Source organism: Paracoccus liaowanqingii (assembly GCF_004683865.2).
GTDB classification, from domain to species: Bacteria; Pseudomonadota; Alphaproteobacteria; order Rhodobacterales; family Rhodobacteraceae; genus Paracoccus; species Paracoccus liaowanqingii.
Genome location: NZ_CP038439.1, coordinates 985,736 through 1,002,918, shown reverse-complemented (window position 1 = coordinate 1,002,918; position 17,183 = coordinate 985,736). Strand labels below are relative to the sequence as shown.

Here is a 17,183-nt window from a genome sequence, read left to right as displayed (position 1 = left end):
TCGCCCGGGCCCGATCACGCTTCTGTCGCCCTCAGGGCAGCCGCACCCAGGTCTGGCTGCTGCACAGAAGCCCGCCCGCGATGCAGCCCGACAGGCTCATGCGGTCGCCCGCCACCGCGGCCTTGCCGGCATAGACCTTGTCGTTCGACGGACGCCAGACGCGGCCCGTGTAATCGCCGCTGCCCTGCGGCGCCATGTCAATGACGATCTGCCGCCCCACATTCGGCGAGGCATATTCGGCCCCGTCGCGGAAGGTGCGCGCGATCGTGCCGCAGAACGCCCCGCCGCAGGGGGCCACGGTGACATGGGCAAAGGCCCCCTCGTCGGGCTGGGTCTGCCACAGCCCCTCGATCGGGTCGGCGGCGGCGGCCCCCGCAGACAGCAGCAGCCCGGCGGCCAGAATGACGTGACGCATGTTCTCTCCTCCTCAGGATGGGGCCAGATTGCGCGGGCGCGGGCCAGGCGGGCAAGCGTGACGTCAGGTCCGCCCCTTGCCGTGCCCGGCCCCCCCGTGGCAAAGGGGGGCCGACCCCCAGGACCTCCGGAGCCGCGCCATGATCCTCTACCCCGCCATCGACCTCAAGGACGGCAATTGCGTGCGCCTCCTGCGCGGCGACATGCAGGCCGCGACCGTCTTCGGCACCGACCCGGCCGCGCAGGCCCGCGCCTTCCAGGACGCCGGCGCCGAATGGCTGCACCTGGTCGACCTGAACGGCGCCTTCGAGGGCAAGCCCGTGAACGCCGCCGCCGTCGAGGCGATCCTGGCCGCCACCACCATTCCCACCCAGCTGGGCGGCGGCATCCGCGACATGGCCACGATCGACGCCTGGTTGGACCGCGGCCTGACCCGCGTGATCCTGGGCACCGTCGCCGTCGAGAACCCGGACCTCGTGCGCGACGCCGCCGAGGCCTTCCCGGGCCGCATCGCGGTGGGCATCGACGCCCGCAAGGGCCGCGTGGCCACCCGGGGCTGGGCGACCGAGACCGACATCGACGCCACAGACCTGGCCCGCCGCTTCCAGGATGCCGGGGTCGCCGCGATCATCTACACCGACATCGACCGCGACGGCGCGATGGGCGGCCCCAACATCTCGGCCACCGAGGCTTTGGCCCGCGCCGTCACCATCCCGGTGATCGCCTCGGGCGGCGTCTCCTCGCTGAAGGACCTCAAGGCCCTGGCCGACACGCGGATCATCGCCGGCGCCATCTCGGGCCGCGCGCTCTACGACGGCGCCCTCGACCTGCGCGAGGCGCTTCGAACCCTCGCCTGACCCTTTCATCTTGGCACAAATATCCCGGGGGGATCGCGCCCTTCGCGCGATGGGGGGCTGGCCCCCCTCTGGCCCTGCCGCCCGCTCTGCGCTAGACCCCTGCCGGACAGCCCCAGCCAAAGGCGCATCCCCGATGCTCAAGACCCGCATCATCCCCTGCCTCGACGTGGCCGATGGCCGCGTGGTCAAGGGCGTCAACTTCGTCGACCTGATCGACGCCGGCGACCCGGTCGAGGCCGCGCGCGCCTATGACGCCGCCGGCGCCGACGAGATCTGCTTTCTCGACATCCACGCCACCCACGAGAACCGCGGCACCATGTTCGATCTGGTGACCCGCACGGCCGAACAGTGCTTCGTGCCGCTGACCGTGGGCGGCGGGGTGCGCAGCCATCTGGACGTGCGCGCGCTGCTGCTGGCCGGGGCCGACAAGGTCAGCTTCAACTCGGCCGCCGTGGCCGATCCCGATGTGGTGGCCGCTGCCGCCGACCGCTTCGGCAGCCAGTGCATCGTCGTGGCCATCGACGCCAAGACCGTGGCGCCGGGCCGGTGGGAGATCTTCACCCATGGCGGGCGCAAGCCCACCGGCATCGACGCCGTCGACTTCGCCCGCATCGTCGAGGCGAAGGGCGCCGGAGAGATCCTGCTGACGTCCATGGACCGCGACGGCACCCGCTCGGGCTTCAACCTGCCCCTGACCCGCGCCATCGCCGATGCGGTGAACGTGCCGGTCATCGCCTCGGGCGGGGTCGGCACGCTGGACCATCTGGTCGAGGGCGTGACCGAGGGCCATGCCAGCGCCGTGCTGGCGGCCAGCATCTTCCATTTCGGCACCCATACCATCGCCGAGGCCAAGGCCCACATGGCCGCCGCCGGCATCCCGATGAGGCTGACATGACCCCCTGCACCGCCTCGCCGCCACGATCGAGGCCCGCAAGTCCGCCGATCCCGACGGCAGCTGGACCGCGAAGCTCCTCGCCAAGGGCCCCGAGAAATGCGCCGAGAAGTTCGGCGAGGAGGCCGTCGAGGCGATCATCGAGGCCGTCAAGGGCGACCGCGCCCGCCTGACCTCCGAGGCGGCGGACGTGATCTTTCACCTTCTGGTGATGCTGGCCGCCCGCGACGTGACCCTGGCGGATGTCGAGGCCGAGCTGGCCCGCCGCGAGGGCGTGTCGGGCCTGGCCGAAAAGGCGGCGCGCGACACGGGCTGACACCCGAGGGGCGGCAGGCAATTTGCCCCTGCCCGCCCCGGAACCCTTCCCCTCGGGCGGCCACAAGGGCTATAAGCCCTGCAATCGCCGCGCAGGGCGCGGCCAGACCAGAAGATGGCAGAGGACGGCATGAGCAACGATTCCACCCATGACAATCATCACGAGGGCGACGTGGCCTTCATCCGGTCGCTGGCCGAACTGCTGAATGCCAGCGAGCTGTCCGAGATCCAGGTCAAGCGGGAATACGGCGAGCACGACCGCCTGACGGTCAGCCTGTCCAAGCAGGGCAAGCAGGTCGTCTATGCCCAGGCCCCCCAGCAGCAGACCTCGTCCTTCCAGCCCGCCCCCGGCCCCTCGACCTCGCTGACCGTCGCGGCCCCGGCGGGCGCCCAGGATCCCGCCAGCCTGCCCGGCGCGGTGACCTCGCCCATGGTGGGCACGGCCTATCTGTCCGCCGAGCCCGGCACCGCCCCCTTCGTGGCCGTGGGCCAGACCGTGGCCGAGGGCGACACGCTGATGATCGTCGAGGCGATGAAGACCATGAACCACATCCCCGCCCCCCGGGCGGGCACGGTCAAGCGCATCCTGATCGAGGACGGCATCCCGGTCGAATTCGGCACTCCCCTGATGATCGTCGAGTGATCCCATGTTCGACAAGATCCTCATCGCCAACCGGGGCGAGATCGCGCTGCGCGTGATCCGGGCCTGCCGCGAGATGGGCATCGCCTCGGTCGCGGTCCATTCCACCGCCGATGCCGACGCGATGCATGTGCGCATGGCCGACGAATCGATCTGCATCGGTCCGCCCTCCTCCGCGCTGTCCTACCTGTCGATGCCCGCGCTGATCTCGGCCTGCGAGATCACCGGCGCGCAGGCGATCCATCCGGGCTACGGCTTCCTGTCCGAGAATGCCGGCTTCGTGCAGATGCTGGAAGACCACGACATCACCTTCATCGGCCCCCGCGCGGAACATATCCGCATCATGGGCGACAAGATCACCGCCAAGGACACCATGAAGGCGCTCGGCGTGCCCTGCGTGCCCGGCAGCGAGGGCGGCGTGAACGACGTGGACGAGGCCTTCCGCGTCGCGGCCGAGATCGGCTATCCGGTCATCGTCAAGGCCACCGCCGGCGGCGGCGGGCGCGGCATGAAGGTCGCGCTGGACGAGACCGGCCTCGACGTCGCCTTCCGCTCGGCCCGGGCCGAGGCCAAGGCGGCCTTCGGCAATCCCGACGTCTATCTGGAAAAGTACCTGCAGCGTCCCCGCCATATCGAGATCCAGGTCTTCGGTGACGGCAAGGGCCGCGCGGTGCATCTGGGAGAGCGCGACTGCTCGCTGCAGCGCCGCCACCAGAAGGTGCTGGAGGAGGCCCCCGGCCCCGCCATCACGCCCGAGCAGCGCGCCCGCATCGGCAAGGTCTGCGCGGACGCGGTGGCCAAGATCGGCTATTCCGGCGCCGGCACGATCGAGTTCCTGTTCGAGGACGGCGAGTTCTACTTCATCGAGATGAACACCCGCCTTCAGGTCGAACATCCGGTGACCGAGGCGATCTTCGGCGTGGACCTGGTCCGCCAGCAGATCCGCGTCGCCGCCGGCCTGCCGATGGAGTTCCACCAGGAGGATCTGGTCATCAACGGCCACTCGATCGAGGTGCGGATCAACGCCGAAAAGGTGCCGGGCTTCTCGCCCTGCCCCGGGCGGATCACCCAGTATCACGCGCCGGGCGGCCTGGGCGTGCGGATGGATTCCGCGCTGTACCAGGGCTATGCGATCCCGCCCTATTACGACAGCCTGATCGGCAAGCTGATCGTGCATGGCCGCGACCGCGACGAGGCGCTGGCCCGCCTGTCCCGCGCGCTTGGCGAGCTGATCGTGGACGGGGTCGACACGACCGTGCCGCTCTTCCGCGACCTCTTGGCCGAGCCGGACATCCAGTCGGGCAACTACTCGATCCATTGGTTGGAGCGCTGGCTGGCGCAGCACTACACGTAGGCGGCGATGCTGACGCCCGCGCAACTGCTGACCGGCTATGCACGCGGCGTCTTCCCCATGGCGGAAAGCGCCGAGGATGATCGCCTGCACTGGTACGACCCGCCTCTACGCGGCGTCCTGCCGGTGGGCGGCGTCCATGCCGCCAAATCCCTGCTGCGCGATCTGCGGCGGGGCGGCTGGTCGGCGCATCTGGACGGCGATTTCGACCGGGTGGTGGCGGCCTGCGCGGATCGCGAGGCGACTTGGATCAACGCGCCGCTGGCGACGCTCTATGGCGCGCTGCACGGGCTTGGCCATGCCCATGCCATCGAGATCCGGCACGAGGACCGATTTGCCGGGGGGATCTTCGGCGTCACCCTGGGGGGCGCGTTCTTCGGGGAATCGATGGTCTCGGCGCGGCGGAACGGATCGCGGATGGCGCTGATCTGGGCCTCGGCACATCTGGCGCGTTGCGGCTTCACGCTGTTCGACACGCAGTTCCTGACGCCGCATCTGGCCCGCATGGGCGGGGTCGAGATCCCGCGAGAGGCCTATCGCCTGCGCCTGTCAGACGCGCTGCGCCACGACGCCGATTTCCGCGCCCATCCCCTGCCCCCGGCCGATCAGCTCTGGCAGGACATCACCCAGACATCGTAGCGCGCGTCATCCAGCGCCGAGAGCGCGGGCGCGCTGGCGATCATCCAGCCGCTGAAGACCGTGGCATTCTGGCGCAGGTCGGTGATGATCAGCTGCGCGAAGGCGTCCGAACTGGGATCGCCCGCCGGATAGCGGCATTCGCCCAAGCGGATCTCCAGCCGGCCATAGCGCTGCGCCTCGCCCACCTGCAGCGGCAGATCGACCGTCCGCCCCGAGACCTTGTCCAAGCCCCGCAGCATCGCGCCGGGCGCGCGGACCGTGTCCTGGGCTGCGGCGGGACCCGCCAGCAGCGCCAGGCACAGGGCGGCGCAGATCACGGGACCGATCATGGGGCCACCTCATCGCCCGACTGGCTGTCGACGAATTTCAGCATCAGCTGCAACAGGCTGACGGCGCCCTGCACATCCTCGATCTCGTCGCCCGGACCCAGATCCTCGGGGCTGCCGCCCGGCTGCAGCTGGATATAGGCCCCGCCCAGAAGCCCGTCCGACTGGATCAGCGCGGCGCTGTCCAAGGGCAGCACGATGTCGTCGGGGATCGTCAGCACGGCATCGGCCAGATAGGTCTGCGGGTTCAGGCGGATGTCGCTGACGCGCCCGATGCGCACGCCCGCCAGCCGCACCTCGGTCCCCACGGCGACGCCGTCGACATCGGGAAAGGAGGCGGTGACCTCGTAGCCCGCACCGCTGCTCCACCGGCCCTGCGCGGCCCAAGCCAGAAAGCCCACCGCCACGGCCAGGACCACGGCGCCGGCGATCAGTTCGGCCCGCGCCTCGCCCCGGTGAAGGCCCGTCGCGGACATGCTATTCGGGACGCCATGCGTCATAGTCGCTGCGCGGCTCCGGCTGCGCACGGTACAGCGATCCGGCGGGGACATAGGCCCCGGGCGTACCAGTCTGGTTGGACTTGTGGGGCTGTTCCCAGGCCTTGCGCGGCACGGCCAACTCGGTCGGCGGCTCGGCCCAGGTGTGGTGCAGCCAGCCATGCCATTCCGGCGTGATCTGGCTGGCCTCGGCCTCGGCGCCGTAGATCACCCACCGCCGCTTGCCGTCCTTGGTCTGGTAGAAGATGTTGCCCGCGCCATCCTCGCCGACGCGAACGCCATGCCGCCACGTCCAGAACTGGGTGTTGAGCGTCTGGCTGTTCCACCAGGTCAGAAAGCGCAGCAGAAACGACATCGACAGGACCCTTTTCAGCAGGATGATCCCCGGGATATGCCCCGGTTCCGCGCAAAGGTCCAGCCGTCAGCCGGACCGGACGACCAAGGCCGGGATCACCCGGCCGAGGCGCTTTCCTTCTTGGCATCTGCATGAATCAGCAGCGGCTTGGCGGCGGTCGATTCGACGGCCTCCTCGTTCACCACGACCTCTTCGACGCTGTCCAGACCCGGCAGTTCGAACATGGTGTCTAGCAGGATCTCCTCCATGATCGAGCGCAGACCCCGCGCGCCGGTCTTGCGCTTGATCGCGCGCTTGGCGATGGCGGTCAGCGCATCCTCCGTGAAGGTCAGCTGAACGCCTTCCAGATCGAAGAGCCGCTGGTACTGCTTGACCAAGGCGTTCTTCGGCTTGGTCAGGATGATGATCAGCGCTTCCTCGTCGAGGTCCGTCAGCGTGGCGATCACCGGCAGGCGGCCGACGAATTCCGGGATCAGGCCGAACTTCAGCAGATCCTCGGGCTCCAGTTCCTTGAACAGCTCGCCCACGCCGCGATCGTCCTTTTCCTTAACCGCCGCGCCGAAGCCCATCGCCGTGCCGGCGTTGCGCTGCGCGATGATCCGGTCGAGGCCCGCGAAAGCGCCGCCGCAGATGAACAGGATGTTCGTCGTGTCCACCTGCAGGAATTCCTGCTGGGGGTGCTTGCGCCCGCCCTGCGGCGGAACGCTGGCGACCGTGCCCTCCATGATCTTCAGGAGCGCCTGCTGCACGCCCTCGCCTGACACGTCGCGGGTGATCGAGGGGTTGTCGGACTTGCGGGTGATCTTGTCGACCTCGTCGATATAGACGATGCCGCGCTGCGCGCGTTCCACGTTGTATTCCGACGACTGCAGCAGCTTGAGGATGATGTTCTCGACATCCTCGCCGACATAGCCGGCCTCGGTCAGGGTCGTCGCATCGGCCATGGTGAAGGGCACATCCAGGATGCGGGCCAGGGTCTGCGCCAGCAGCGTCTTGCCGCAGCCGGTGGGGCCGATCAGCAGGATGTTGGACTTGGACAGTTCAATGTCGGTCTTGGACCCGTGGTTGAGCCGCTTGTAGTGGTTGTGCACCGCGACCGAGAGGACGCGCTTGGCATGTTCCTGGCCGATCACGTAGTCGTCCAGCACGCCGCAGATCTCGCGCGGGGTGGGGACGCCGTCACCGGATTTCAGGCCGCTGGACTTGGTCTCCTCGCGGATGATGTCCATGCACAGCTCGACGCATTCATCGCAGATGAAGACGGTCGGTCCCGCGATCAGCTTGCGGACCTCGTGCTGGCTCTTGCCGCAGAAGCTGCAATAGAGCGTGTTCTTGCTGTCGTTGCCGGACTGGTTCGCCATCGTCCACTTCCTTCACTGCCGCCCCGCGTAGCCGCGCTGCGGGCGGCGTCGGATTTCAGGTCCCGCGCGCCGCATCTTCGGTTTCCTGCGACGGATCGGCCGCCGCAGGTCATTTCCGCCATGTTACGGGCCAGCCCGGCCCGTCACAATCCCCAAGGCACCTATTTCTTGTCGGTCGCCTCGGCCTTGCCGCGGGGGGCCACGACCTCGTCGATCAGGCCCCAGTCCCGGGCCTCCTCCGCGGTCATGAAGCGGTCGCGCTCCAGCGCCTCCTCGACCTCGGCCAGGGTGCGGCCGGTATGGGTGACATAGATCTCGTTCAGCCGGCGCTTGAGCTTTTCGGTCTCGCGGGCATGGATCAGGATGTCGGTCGCCTGGCCCTGAAACCCGCCCGACGGCTGGTGGACCATCACCCGGCTGTTGGGCAGCGAATAGCGCAGGCCCTTTTCGCCGGCGGCCAGCAGCAGCGAGCCCATCGAGGCCGCCTGCCCCACCACCAGCGTGGACACGCGGGGCCGGATGTACTGCATCGTGTCATAGATCGACAGGCCCGAGGTCACCACGCCGCCGGGGCTGTTGATGTACATGCTGATGTCCTTGGACGGGTTCTCCGCCTCGAGGAACAGGAGCTGCGCGCAGATCAGCGTGGACATGCCGTCATGGACCGGACCCGAGACGAAGATGATCCGTTCCTTCAGCAGGCGCGAGAAGATGTCATAGGCCCGTTCCCCGCGAGAGGTCTGTTCGACCACCATGGGAACGAGGTTGTTCATGTAGAATTCTGCCGGATCGCTCATCGTGTGTCCTTGCCTGTTCGTCTCTGGTGCCGCGATTCGTCCGGGCGTGAACCCCTGTCTTAGCCGCGATAGGTTGACAGAGTCTTAGTAACCGGCAAGGTCAGCCGCAAGGGATGGAACGAAAAACGACCCCCCGGGGACGTCAGGAGGCAGTCGTGAAACTGATCGTGGGCCTAGGCAATCCCGGTGCGAAATATGCGGCCAATCGTCACAATATCGGCTTCATGGCGGTGGATCGCATCGCAGAGGATCACGGCTTCGGCCCCTGGCGCCCCCGCTTACAGGCACTGACCGCCGAGGGGCGGCTTGGCGAGATGCGGGTCACGCTGCTCAAGCCGCAGAGCTTCATGAACCTGTCGGGGCAGTCGGTGGGCGAGGCGATGCGCTATCTGAAGCTGACCCCCGCCGAGATCATCGTGCTGCATGACGAACTGGATCTGGCGCCGGGCAAGGCGCGGGTCAAGCAGGGCGGCGGGCATGCGGGGCATAACGGGCTGCGCTCGATCCACCAGCATCTGGGGCCGGATTACGGGCGCGTGCGCCTTGGGATCGGGCATCCGGGCCACAAGGACAAGGTCGCGCCCTATGTGCTGTCCGATTTCGCCAAGGCGGAACAGGACTGGCTGGACGACCTGCTACGCGGCATCTCGGACGGGGCGGCGGCGCTGGCGGCGGGCGACGGGGGGCGGTTCCAGAACGCGGTCGCCAACCGCACCGCGCCCGCCCGCAACAGCGGGACCGAGGCGCCCGCCAAGCGCGCCCCAGACCCCGCGCCGCCCAAGGCGCCCCGCGCCGATGCCCCCGCACCAGGCCCCGACCCGGCCGCGCCCGAGGCACCCGAGGCGACTGCCAGCCTGGCCGACCGGCTGCGCGCCCTGACCGACCGCTTCAGATGAGCGATCGGGTCCGGGCGGCGTTCCGCGACCAGGCCCGGGCCTGCACCGATCTGGGATCGCCCCTGACGGCGGCACTGTGCCGCAGCCTGCCCGGGGCGCTGGAGGCCGTGGGCGGCCCGGTCGCCAACCGCGTGCTGGGCTGGCCGGGCGATCCGTCCCCTTCGGCGGCGTCGGTGCCGTTGCGGCTGTGCGGGGCGCTGCATGCGCTGGTGCTGACCGGGGCGGCACCCGATCTGGCGCGGGCCTATGTGGCGGCCGAGGTGCCGGACGGGCTGCTGGAGGAGGTGCTGCAGGCCCACGACGCCGCGATCCTCGACTGGCTGGGCAGCCCGCCCCAGACCAACGAGGTCGCGCGCTCGGCCGCGCTGATCGGGGCGGCGCGGTTCCTGCGGGGCCTTGCGCCCCTGCCGCTGCGGCTGCGGGAACTGGGCGCCTCGGCCGGGCTGAACCTGAACTTCGACCGCTATCACCTGCAGGACGGGGGCACGGGTGTCCGGCTGGCCCCCGACTGGCAGGGCGATCTGCCGCAGGGGGCCATCGAGGTCGCCAGCCGCCGGGGCGTCGATCTAAACCCGCTGGACCCCGACCGGGACGGGCTGCGGCTCATGGCCTATTGCTGGGCCGACCAGACGGCGCGCATGGCCCGGCTGCGCGCGGCGCTGGATCTGGCGCGAGGCGATCCGCCACCGGTGGACCGGGGCGATGCGGGCGACTGGCTGACGGACCAGCTGGCCCGCCCCGCGCCGGGCGCGCTGACGATGGTCTTTCACACCATCGCCGCGCAGTATTTCCCGCCCGCGACCGCCCATGCCTGCGCCAGGTCGCTGGCCCGCGCAGGGGACGCCGCCACCCCCGAGGCGCCCTTGGCCCATGTCGAGATGGAGGCCGACGGGGGCGAGGGCGCGGCCCTGCGGCTGACGCTGTGGGACGGGGTGCGGCGGCACTGGGCGCTCGGGCGTGCGGATTTCCATGGGCGCTGGATCCGGTGGCAGCCCCGCCAGATGTGACAGGTTCCCCCCTTCCCCCGGCCGTCTCTGCAGCCTACCCTGTCCGGATGAAGACCAGATGCGGAAGGAGACGCCCATGCAGCCGTCGGTGAACGTCCTGGGCGGCAAGCTGCAGCCCTGCTCGACCCGGCCCGTGACCGGGTTCTATCGCAACGGCTGCTGCGACACCGGCCCCGAGGACCGGGGCAGCCACACGGTCTGCGTCGTCCTGACCGAGGAATTCCTGGCCATGTCGCGCTATCTGGGCAACGACCTGACCACGCCGCGCCCCGAATTCGGCTTTCCGGGGCTGCAGGCGGGCCAGCGCTGGTGCCTCTGCGCCAGCCGCTTCCTGCAGGCGGCGCAGGAATTCGCGGCCCCGCATGTGGTGCTGGAATCCACGCACAAGCGCGCGCTGGACATCGTGCCGCTGGAACTGCTGCAGCGCCACGCGCGGCCCGCCGCCGACTAGGGGGCGCGGGCAGGCATCAGGGGTGCGACCGGTGCGCCCCCCGGAGCCGTCAGATCTTCATGTCGAAGCCCAGATGCTTGGCGACGGTGAAGATGTCCTTGTCGCCGCGCCCGCACATGTTCATCACGATCAGGTGGTCGGCGGGCAGGTCCGGGGCGATCTTGATCACATGGGCTAGGGCATGGCTGGGCTCCAGCGCCGGGATGATCCCCTCCAGCGCACAGCACAACTGGAAGGCGCCAAGCGCCTCGTCATCGGTGATGCTGACATATTCGGCCCGGCCGATATCCTTCAGCCAAGCATGTTCCGGCCCGATGCCCGGATAATCCAGGCCCGCGCTGATCGAGTGCCCTTCCAGGATCTGGCCGTCATCGTCCTGCAGCAGATAGGTGCGGTTGCCGTGCAGCACGCCCGCGCGCCCGCCCGACAGGCTGGCGCAATGCTGCATGCGGTCGTCGACGCCCTTGCCCCCGGCCTCGACGCCGATGATCCGGACATCGGTGTCGTTGAGGAAGGGATAGAACAGCCCCATCGCGTTCGATCCACCGCCGATGGCCGCGATGATCGTGTCGGGCAGGCGCCCCTCGCGCGGCATGATCTGCTCGCGCACCTCCTTGCCGATGATCGACTGGAAGTCGCGCACCATCGCCGGATAGGGATGCGGCCCCGCGACCGTGCCGATGCAGTAGAAGGTGTCGCGCACATTGGTCACCCAATCGCGCAGCGCATCGTTCATCGCGTCCTTCAGCGTGCCGCGGCCCGATGTCACGGGGATCACCTCGGCGCCCAGCAGGCGCATGCGGAAGACGTTGGGCGCCTGACGCTCGACGTCATGGGCGCCCATGTAGACGATGCACTTCAGCCCGAAGCGCGCGCAGACGGTGGCGGTCGCCACGCCGTGCTGGCCCGCCCCGGTCTCCGCGATGATCCGGGTCTTGCCCATGCGGATCGCCAGCAGGATCTGGCCCAGCACGTTGTTGATCTTGTGCGCGCCGGTGTGGTTCAGTTCGTCGCGCTTCATGTAGATCTTGGCGCCGCCCAGGTTCTCGGTCAGCCGTTCCGCGAAATACAGCGGGCTGGGGCGGCCCACGTAATGCGTCCACAGATCGTCCATCTGCGCCCAGAAGGCGGGGTCGGTCTTGGCGCGCTCGTATTCGGCCTCGAGGTCCAGGATCAGGGGCATCAGCGTCTCGCTGACGAACCGGCCGCCATAGATGCCGAAACGGCCCTGCTCGTCGGGGCCGGTCGTGAAGCTGTTGGGCAGGTCGTCGGGCATGGGATGCGCCTTCTGGGTTCGGAACGGACGGGATGGGGCCCGGGCCTGCGCCCGGTCGCCCTCTTCTAGCGGCCTTCGCGGCCGGGGTGAAGCCCCGGCCCGGCCCGGCGAGGCGCGACAGATCGGCGGGAGGCCGTGCCGCGCCAAAGGGCCGCAGCGCCGCCCGAGGCTCAGCGGAAGCGACCCTGCTCGATCGGGGCGGGCGGCACGGGCTGGGTCACCAGATGGCTGCGGCGCTTTTCGTAGAAGGCGTTGCCGCCCGCGACCAGCACGTAATGCATGTTGTCATAGGGGAAACGATAGCCGTGGGTGTGGAAGAACATCGCGTTGCCGATGCGCGGATGGCGTTCGCCGCGCAGGACGGCGCTGGCGGCGCGGCGCACGTCGGGCACCCGCTCCAGATCGATGGGGCGCGACAGCACGCCGGGGGCGAACTGGTTCTTCTGGCCCACGACCTCGCAGACCGTGTCGGGAAACTGGTCCGAGGCGACGCGGTTCATCACCACGCTGCCCACCGCGATCATCCCGTCGCGGCTGGAGCGGTTGGCCTCGAAGAAGATCGCCCGCTCCATGCAGGATTGCGCGTTGAGTCGCTTGCGGCCGAAGCCGGAATCGCCGCAGCCCGTCAGGACCAGCAGCACGGCCGACAGCGCCGCGACGGCGCGCGATGTGGAAGGTAGCGTCATGACCTGCCCGTCCCTTTTGTTTTGCGCCGACATTCGGGCATGGATCGCGCCGGGGCAACCCGAAAGGACAGGGGTCGCCCCATTTGCCCGGTGGCGGGGTCAGGCGGCGGGCTTCTGCGCCCGGCCCGCCACATAGGTCTGCGCCACGGCGCGGTCGTCCCCCATGATCTGCAGGATGAACAGTTCCTCGGCCAGGGTGCGGGCGCGGTCCATCCGCAGCGCCATGGCGGGGGTGGCGCGAGCGTCCAGCACGACCAGATCGGCCATGCTGCCGGGGGCCAAGGTGCCGATCCGGTCCTCCATTCCCAGGGCCAGGGCATTGCCGCGCGTGGCCCAGTGGAAGGCCGCCAGCGGGTGCAGGCTCTGGCCCTGAAGCTGCAGGATCTTGTAGCCCTCGGCCAGGGTCGCCAGCATCGAATAGCTGGTGCCGCCGCCGATATCGGTGGCGATGCCGCTGGTCACCCCCGCCGCCCGCAGCCCGCCCGCATCGAAGAGCCCCGAGCCGAGGAAGAGGTTCGAGGTCGGGCAGAAGACCGCGCGGCTGCCGGTCTCGGCCATGCGCGCGATCTCGCGCGGTTCCAGATGGATCGAATGGCCCAGCAGGGTGCGCGGGCCCAGCAGGCCGTAGGTGTCGTAGATGTCCAAGTAATCCCGTGCCTTGGGGTACAGGCTTAAGGTGAAGTCGATCTCGGCCCGGTTCTCGGACAGGTGGGTCTGAATGTGGCAATCGGGATGCTCGGCGGCCAGCTGGCCCGCCATGTCCAGCTGCTCGGGCGAGGAGGTGATGGCGAAGCGCGGGGTGATCGCATAGCGCTGGCGGCCCGTGCCGTGCCAGGCCTCGATCAGGGCGCGGCTGTCGTCATAGCCCTGCTGCGGCGTGTCCAGCACCTCGGGCGGGGCATTGCGGTCCATCATCACCTTGCCCGCCACCATCGCCATGTCGCGGGCATGGGCGGCGGCGAACAGCGCCTCGGCCGACTGCCTGTGGACCGAGCAGAAGGCGACGGCCGTGGTGGTGCCATGCGCGGTCAGCAGGTCCAGGAAGGCCCCGGCCATGGCGGGGGCATGGCCCTGCCGGGCAAAGCGCGCCTCCTCGGGGAAGGTGTAGTCGTTCAGCCAGTCCAGCAGCTGCGCCCCCCAGCTGGCCACGACCTGCACCTGCGGGAAATGGATATGCGTGTCGATGAACCCCGCCAGGATCAGGTGCGGGCGGTGGTCGGTCTGAGCGATGCCCGCCGGGATCAGGCCCCGGCGCGACATCTCGGCGTGATCGCCGGTGGCGGTGATGACCCCGTCGGTCACCAGGATCGCCCCATCCTCCCAGAAACGGTGGCTGTCATCCGTGTCATGGGGGTCGGCGTGAAAATCGAGGACGCGGCCCCGGATCAGCTGTTGCATGGATATTTTCGTGAAGAAGAGAGGGTGAGGCACGCCATCAGCTCGGCGGCGGTGAAGGCGGCGATGATCTCGGGGCGCTTGTCGCGACTGAAACCCGCGCCGATGGGACAGGTGAGGGGCGCGGGGTCGAGGCCGCGCGCAATGGCGAAGCGGGCGAATTGCGCGCGCTTCGTGGCGCTGCCGATCATGCCGACATAGGCCAAGTCGCGCCGGGCCAGCGCCTCGGCGGCCAGAAGGAAGTCCAGCGCGTGATCATGGGTCAGGATCACCACGAAGGTGCCGGGGCGGGCGTCGCGGATCAGCGCCTCGGGCAGAGGGGTCAGCCGGGTGGGCCCCGAGGCCCGCGCCAGCTCCTCGGGGCGGCTGTCGATCAGCAGGGCGTTGACGGGCAGCGGCTGCAGCGCGCGCGACAGGGCCCGGCCGACATGGCCCGCCCCGAAGATCAGCGCGTCGGGATGGGCGGGGGGCGTGGGCGCCTCTCGGTCCAGCGACAGGATCACGCGGCCGCCGCAGCATTGCCCGATCTCGGGGCCGAGGGGGATGTCCATGCGGGCCGTCGCCTCGCCGCGCGCCAGCATCTGGCGGGCGCGGTCGATGGCCATGTATTCCAGCTGCCCGCCGCCGATCGTGCCCTGGATCGTGTCCGGGCCCACGATCATCTCGGCCCCCGCCTCGCGCGGGGTCGAGCCGCGCGCCGAGGTCACGCGGACGCGGATCATCCGCGCAGCCGCTCGACCGCCATCAGCACCCGCTCGGGCGTGGCGGGCGCGTCCAGCCGCGCGGGTTCGCGGTAGCCCGCGACCGAGGCCACGGCCATGTTGATCGCCTCGAAGACGCTGATGCCCAGCATGAAAGGCGGCTCTCCGACGGCCTTGGAGCGCTTGATCGTGCGCTCTGAGGCCTCGGACCAGTCGGCCAGCGCCACGTTGAAGATGCGCGGGCGGTCGCTGGCCAGAGGCACCTTGTAGGTCGAGGGGGCATGGGTCTTGAGCTGCCCCTGCTCGGACCACCACAGCTCCTCGATGGTCAGCCAGCCCGCGCCCTGCACGAAGGCGCCCTCGACCTGCCCCCTGTCCAGCGCCGGGTTCAGCGACCGGCCCACGTCATGGAGCACATCCGTCCGGTCGATCACGTATTCGCCGGTCAGCGTGTCGACCGAGACCTCGGACACCGCCGCGCCGTAGGCGTAGTAGTAGAAGGGCCGCCCCTTGCCGGTCGCGCGGTCCCAGTGGATCTTGGGCGTCTTGTAGAAGCCCGCCGCCGACAGGTGGATGCGTGCCATGTAGGCGGCCCGGATGACCTCGGTGAAGGGGATCAGGTGGTCGCCCGCCCGGATCTGGCCGGGCAGGAAGGCCACGTCCCCGGGCGCGACCTGCCACCGTTCGGCCACGAACCCCACCAGCCGCGCCTTGATCTGGTCCGCCGCGTCCAGCGCCGCCATGCCATTGAGGTCGGTGCCCGAGGAGGCCGCGGTGGCCGAGGTGTTGGGGACCTTCTCGGTCGTGGTCTTGGTGATCTTGATGCGGGCGATGTCGCATTGGAACGCCTCTGCCACCACCTGGGCCACCTTGGTGTTCAGCCCCTGCCCCATCTCGGTCCCGCCATGGTTCAGGTGGATCGAGCCGTCGCTATAGATGTGGATCAGCGCGCCCGCCTGGTTGAACCAGGTCGCGGTGAAGCTGATCCCGAACTTGACCGGCACCAGCGAGATGCCCTTGCGGATCACGCCGCCTTTCGCGTTCCAGTCCAGCACGGCCTGCCGGCGGGCGTGATAGTCGCTGCTGGCCTCAAGCTCGTCGAAGATGCGGGGCAGGATCTGGTCGGTGACCTCCTGATGATAGGGGGTCAGCTGGCCGTTCTGATAGAGGTTGCGCTTGCGCACCTCCAGCGGGTCCAGACCCAGGGCGTAGGCGATCTCCTCGATCATGCGCTCGGCCACGATCACGCCCTGCGGGCCGCCGAAGCCGCGGAAGGCGGTGTTGCTGACGGTGTTGGTCTTCAGCGGGTGGCTGCTGATGCGGACGTCGGGATAGAAATAGGCGTTGTCGGCATGAAACAGCGCGCGGTCGGTGACCGGGCCCGACAGGTCGGCGGAAAAGCCGCAGCGGGCGTACCAGTCGCCCTCCACCGCCTGGATGCGGCCCTGATCGTCGAAGCCCACCGCGTAATCGACCACGAAATCGTGGCGCTTGCCGGTGGCGATCATGTCGTCGTCGCGGTCGGGGCGGATCTTGACGGCGCGGTTCCAGCGCTTGGCCGCCACCGCCGCCACGCAGGCGAACAGGTTCATCTGCGTTTCCTTGCCGCCGAACCCCCCGCCCATGCGGCGCACGTTCACCACGACCGAATGGCTGGACACGTTCAGGACATGGGCCACCATGTGCTGCACCTCGGACGGGTGCTGGGTCGAGACATGCAGCGCGACATCGTCATCCTCGCCCGGGATGGCCAGCGCGATCTGGCCCTCCAGATAGAAGTGATCCTGCCCGCCGATGGCGAAGCGGCCCTCGATCCGATGCGGGGCGCGGGCCAGGGCTGCGGGCGCGTCGCCGCGGCGCAGGGTCAGGGGGTCGGTGACATAGCCCATGCCCGCATCGCGCGCCGCGATCGGGTCCAGCGCATGGGGCAGCGGGTCATAGGTGATGCGCGCCCTGTGGGCGGCACGGCGGGCCTGGTCGCGCGTCTCGGCCACTACGGCAAAGACCGGCTGGCCCCAGAACTGCACCACGCCTTCGGCAAAGATCGGGTCGTCGTTCTTGCCGTTGGGCGAGACGTCGTTGACGCCGGGCAGATCGGCGGCGGTCAGCACGCCCAGCACCCCGGGCTGCGCCAGCACGTCCGAGAAATCGCTGCCCGTGATCCGCCCATGCGCGCAGCTCGACAGGCCCAGATAGGCATGGATGGTGCCCGTCGGCTCGGTCAGGTCGTCGGTATAGTCGGCGCGGCCGGTCACATGCTTGATGGCGCTGTCATGGGCCTGATCCTGATGGGCCAGTCCCCGGATGGCGGTCCTGTCGTCCTTCAT

20 protein-coding genes are annotated in these 17,183 nt (G+C 69.3%); 9 read left to right on the top strand and 11 right to left on the bottom strand.

Annotation, left to right across the window (positions count from 1 at the left end; all coding sequences use genetic code 11):
• Window positions 1-31 precede the first annotated feature (31 nt).
• A complete protein-coding gene (locus tag E4191_RS04815; protein WP_135312392.1) occupies window positions 32-415 on the bottom strand; it encodes a DUF2147 domain-containing protein in 384 nt (127 codons plus the stop codon).
• Window positions 416-554: 139 nt separating this feature from the next.
• Here E4191_RS04815 and hisA point away from each other — a divergent pair, with 139 nt between their 5' ends.
• From hisA to aat, 6 genes are all read left to right on the top strand, one after another.
• Window positions 555-1,271, top strand: coding sequence for a 1-(5-phosphoribosyl)-5-[(5-phosphoribosylamino)methylideneamino]imidazole-4-carboxamide isomerase (gene hisA, locus E4191_RS04810; protein ID WP_135312391.1), 717 nt, complete (start codon window positions 555-557; stop codon window positions 1,269-1,271).
• Window positions 1,272-1,404: 133 nt separating this feature from the next.
• Window positions 1,405-2,166 (top strand): imidazole glycerol phosphate synthase subunit HisF, encoded by a 762-nt coding sequence (hisF, locus tag E4191_RS04805; protein WP_135312390.1) that lies wholly within the window; start codon window positions 1,405-1,407, stop codon window positions 2,164-2,166.
• 4 nt (window positions 2,167-2,170) lie between these two features.
• Window positions 2,171-2,479, top strand: coding sequence for a phosphoribosyl-ATP diphosphatase (locus E4191_RS04800; RefSeq protein ID WP_135312389.1), 309 nt, complete (start codon window positions 2,171-2,173; stop codon window positions 2,477-2,479).
• Window positions 2,480-2,608: 129 nt separating this feature from the next.
• A complete protein-coding gene (gene accB, locus E4191_RS04795; RefSeq protein WP_135312388.1) occupies window positions 2,609-3,121 on the top strand; it encodes an acetyl-CoA carboxylase biotin carboxyl carrier protein in 513 nt (170 codons plus the stop codon).
• Between the two features lie 4 nt (window positions 3,122-3,125).
• A complete protein-coding gene (gene accC / locus E4191_RS04790) occupies window positions 3,126-4,472 on the top strand; it encodes an acetyl-CoA carboxylase biotin carboxylase subunit (RefSeq protein WP_135312387.1) in 1,347 nt (448 codons plus the stop codon).
• A 6-nt stretch (window positions 4,473-4,478) separates the two neighbouring features.
• On the top strand, window positions 4,479-5,108 hold the full coding sequence (gene aat / locus E4191_RS04785) for a leucyl/phenylalanyl-tRNA--protein transferase (RefSeq protein WP_135312386.1): 630 nt from the start codon (window positions 4,479-4,481) through the stop codon (window positions 5,106-5,108).
• Here aat and E4191_RS04780 read toward each other — a convergent pair.
• The 5 genes from E4191_RS04780 to E4191_RS04760 form a co-directional block, all read right to left on the bottom strand.
• On the bottom strand, window positions 5,075-5,437 hold the full coding sequence (locus E4191_RS04780; protein ID WP_135312385.1) for a DUF2155 domain-containing protein: 363 nt from the start codon (window positions 5,435-5,437) through the stop codon (window positions 5,075-5,077). The two genes, aat and E4191_RS04780, sit on opposite strands and share 34 nt — an antisense overlap.
• The gene (gene mlaD, locus E4191_RS04775; protein ID WP_135312384.1) at window positions 5,434-5,910 is read right to left on the bottom strand and encodes an outer membrane lipid asymmetry maintenance protein MlaD; all 477 of its coding nucleotides are present in this window, start codon (window positions 5,908-5,910) and stop codon (window positions 5,434-5,436) included. Before mlaD ends, E4191_RS04780 begins: the two co-directional genes overlap by 4 nt.
• Window position 5,911: 1 nt before the next feature.
• Complete coding sequence (locus E4191_RS04770; protein WP_135312383.1) at window positions 5,912-6,286, bottom strand: NADH:ubiquinone oxidoreductase subunit NDUFA12; 375 nt, start codon at window positions 6,284-6,286, stop codon at window positions 5,912-5,914.
• A gap of 95 nt (window positions 6,287-6,381) precedes the next feature.
• Window positions 6,382-7,647 carry an ATP-dependent Clp protease ATP-binding subunit ClpX gene (gene clpX, locus E4191_RS04765; RefSeq protein WP_135312382.1) on the bottom strand — a complete coding sequence of 422 codons (1,266 nt, stop codon included), beginning with the start codon at window positions 7,645-7,647 and terminating at the stop codon, window positions 6,382-6,384.
• A 161-nt stretch (window positions 7,648-7,808) separates the two neighbouring features.
• On the bottom strand, window positions 7,809-8,444 hold the full coding sequence (locus tag E4191_RS04760) for an ATP-dependent Clp protease proteolytic subunit (RefSeq protein WP_135312381.1): 636 nt from the start codon (window positions 8,442-8,444) through the stop codon (window positions 7,809-7,811).
• Window positions 8,445-8,599: 155 nt separating this feature from the next.
• Between E4191_RS04760 and pth the strand changes: the two genes are divergently transcribed.
• The 3 genes from pth to E4191_RS04745 all read left to right on the top strand — a co-directional run bounded on the left by pth (window position 8,600) and on the right by E4191_RS04745 (window position 10,798).
• Window positions 8,600-9,340: an aminoacyl-tRNA hydrolase gene (pth, locus tag E4191_RS04755; protein ID WP_135312380.1), complete on the top strand. Its 741-nt coding sequence runs from the start codon at window positions 8,600-8,602 to the stop codon at window positions 9,338-9,340.
• Window positions 9,337-10,347, top strand: a complete 1,011-nt coding sequence (locus E4191_RS04750) for a DUF2332 domain-containing protein (protein WP_135312379.1) — start codon at window positions 9,337-9,339, stop codon at window positions 10,345-10,347. The genes pth and E4191_RS04750 overlap by 4 nt, the downstream gene beginning before the upstream one ends.
• 76 nt (window positions 10,348-10,423) lie before the next feature.
• On the top strand, window positions 10,424-10,798 hold the full coding sequence (locus tag E4191_RS04745; protein WP_135312378.1) for a DUF2237 family protein: 375 nt from the start codon (window positions 10,424-10,426) through the stop codon (window positions 10,796-10,798).
• Window positions 10,799-10,847: 49 nt separating this feature from the next.
• Here the strand turns inward: E4191_RS04745 and trpB are convergent, their stop codons facing one another.
• From trpB to xdhB, 5 genes are all read right to left on the bottom strand, one after another.
• Window positions 10,848-12,074: a tryptophan synthase subunit beta gene (gene trpB, locus E4191_RS04740; RefSeq protein WP_135312377.1), complete on the bottom strand. Its 1,227-nt coding sequence runs from the start codon at window positions 12,072-12,074 to the stop codon at window positions 10,848-10,850.
• A 170-nt stretch (window positions 12,075-12,244) separates the two neighbouring features.
• Window positions 12,245-12,760, bottom strand: a complete 516-nt coding sequence (locus E4191_RS04735) for a cell wall hydrolase (protein WP_135312376.1) — start codon at window positions 12,758-12,760, stop codon at window positions 12,245-12,247.
• A 99-nt stretch (window positions 12,761-12,859) separates the two neighbouring features.
• Window positions 12,860-14,158, bottom strand: a complete 1,299-nt coding sequence (guaD, locus tag E4191_RS04730) for a guanine deaminase (RefSeq protein WP_135312375.1) — start codon at window positions 14,156-14,158, stop codon at window positions 12,860-12,862.
• On the bottom strand, window positions 14,146-14,877 hold the full coding sequence (xdhC, locus tag E4191_RS04725; protein WP_135312374.1) for a xanthine dehydrogenase accessory protein XdhC: 732 nt from the start codon (window positions 14,875-14,877) through the stop codon (window positions 14,146-14,148). Before xdhC ends, guaD begins: the two co-directional genes overlap by 13 nt.
• A complete protein-coding gene (gene xdhB, locus E4191_RS04720) occupies window positions 14,874-17,183 on the bottom strand; it encodes a xanthine dehydrogenase molybdopterin binding subunit (protein ID WP_135312373.1) in 2,310 nt (769 codons plus the stop codon). The genes xdhC and xdhB overlap by 4 nt, the downstream gene beginning before the upstream one ends.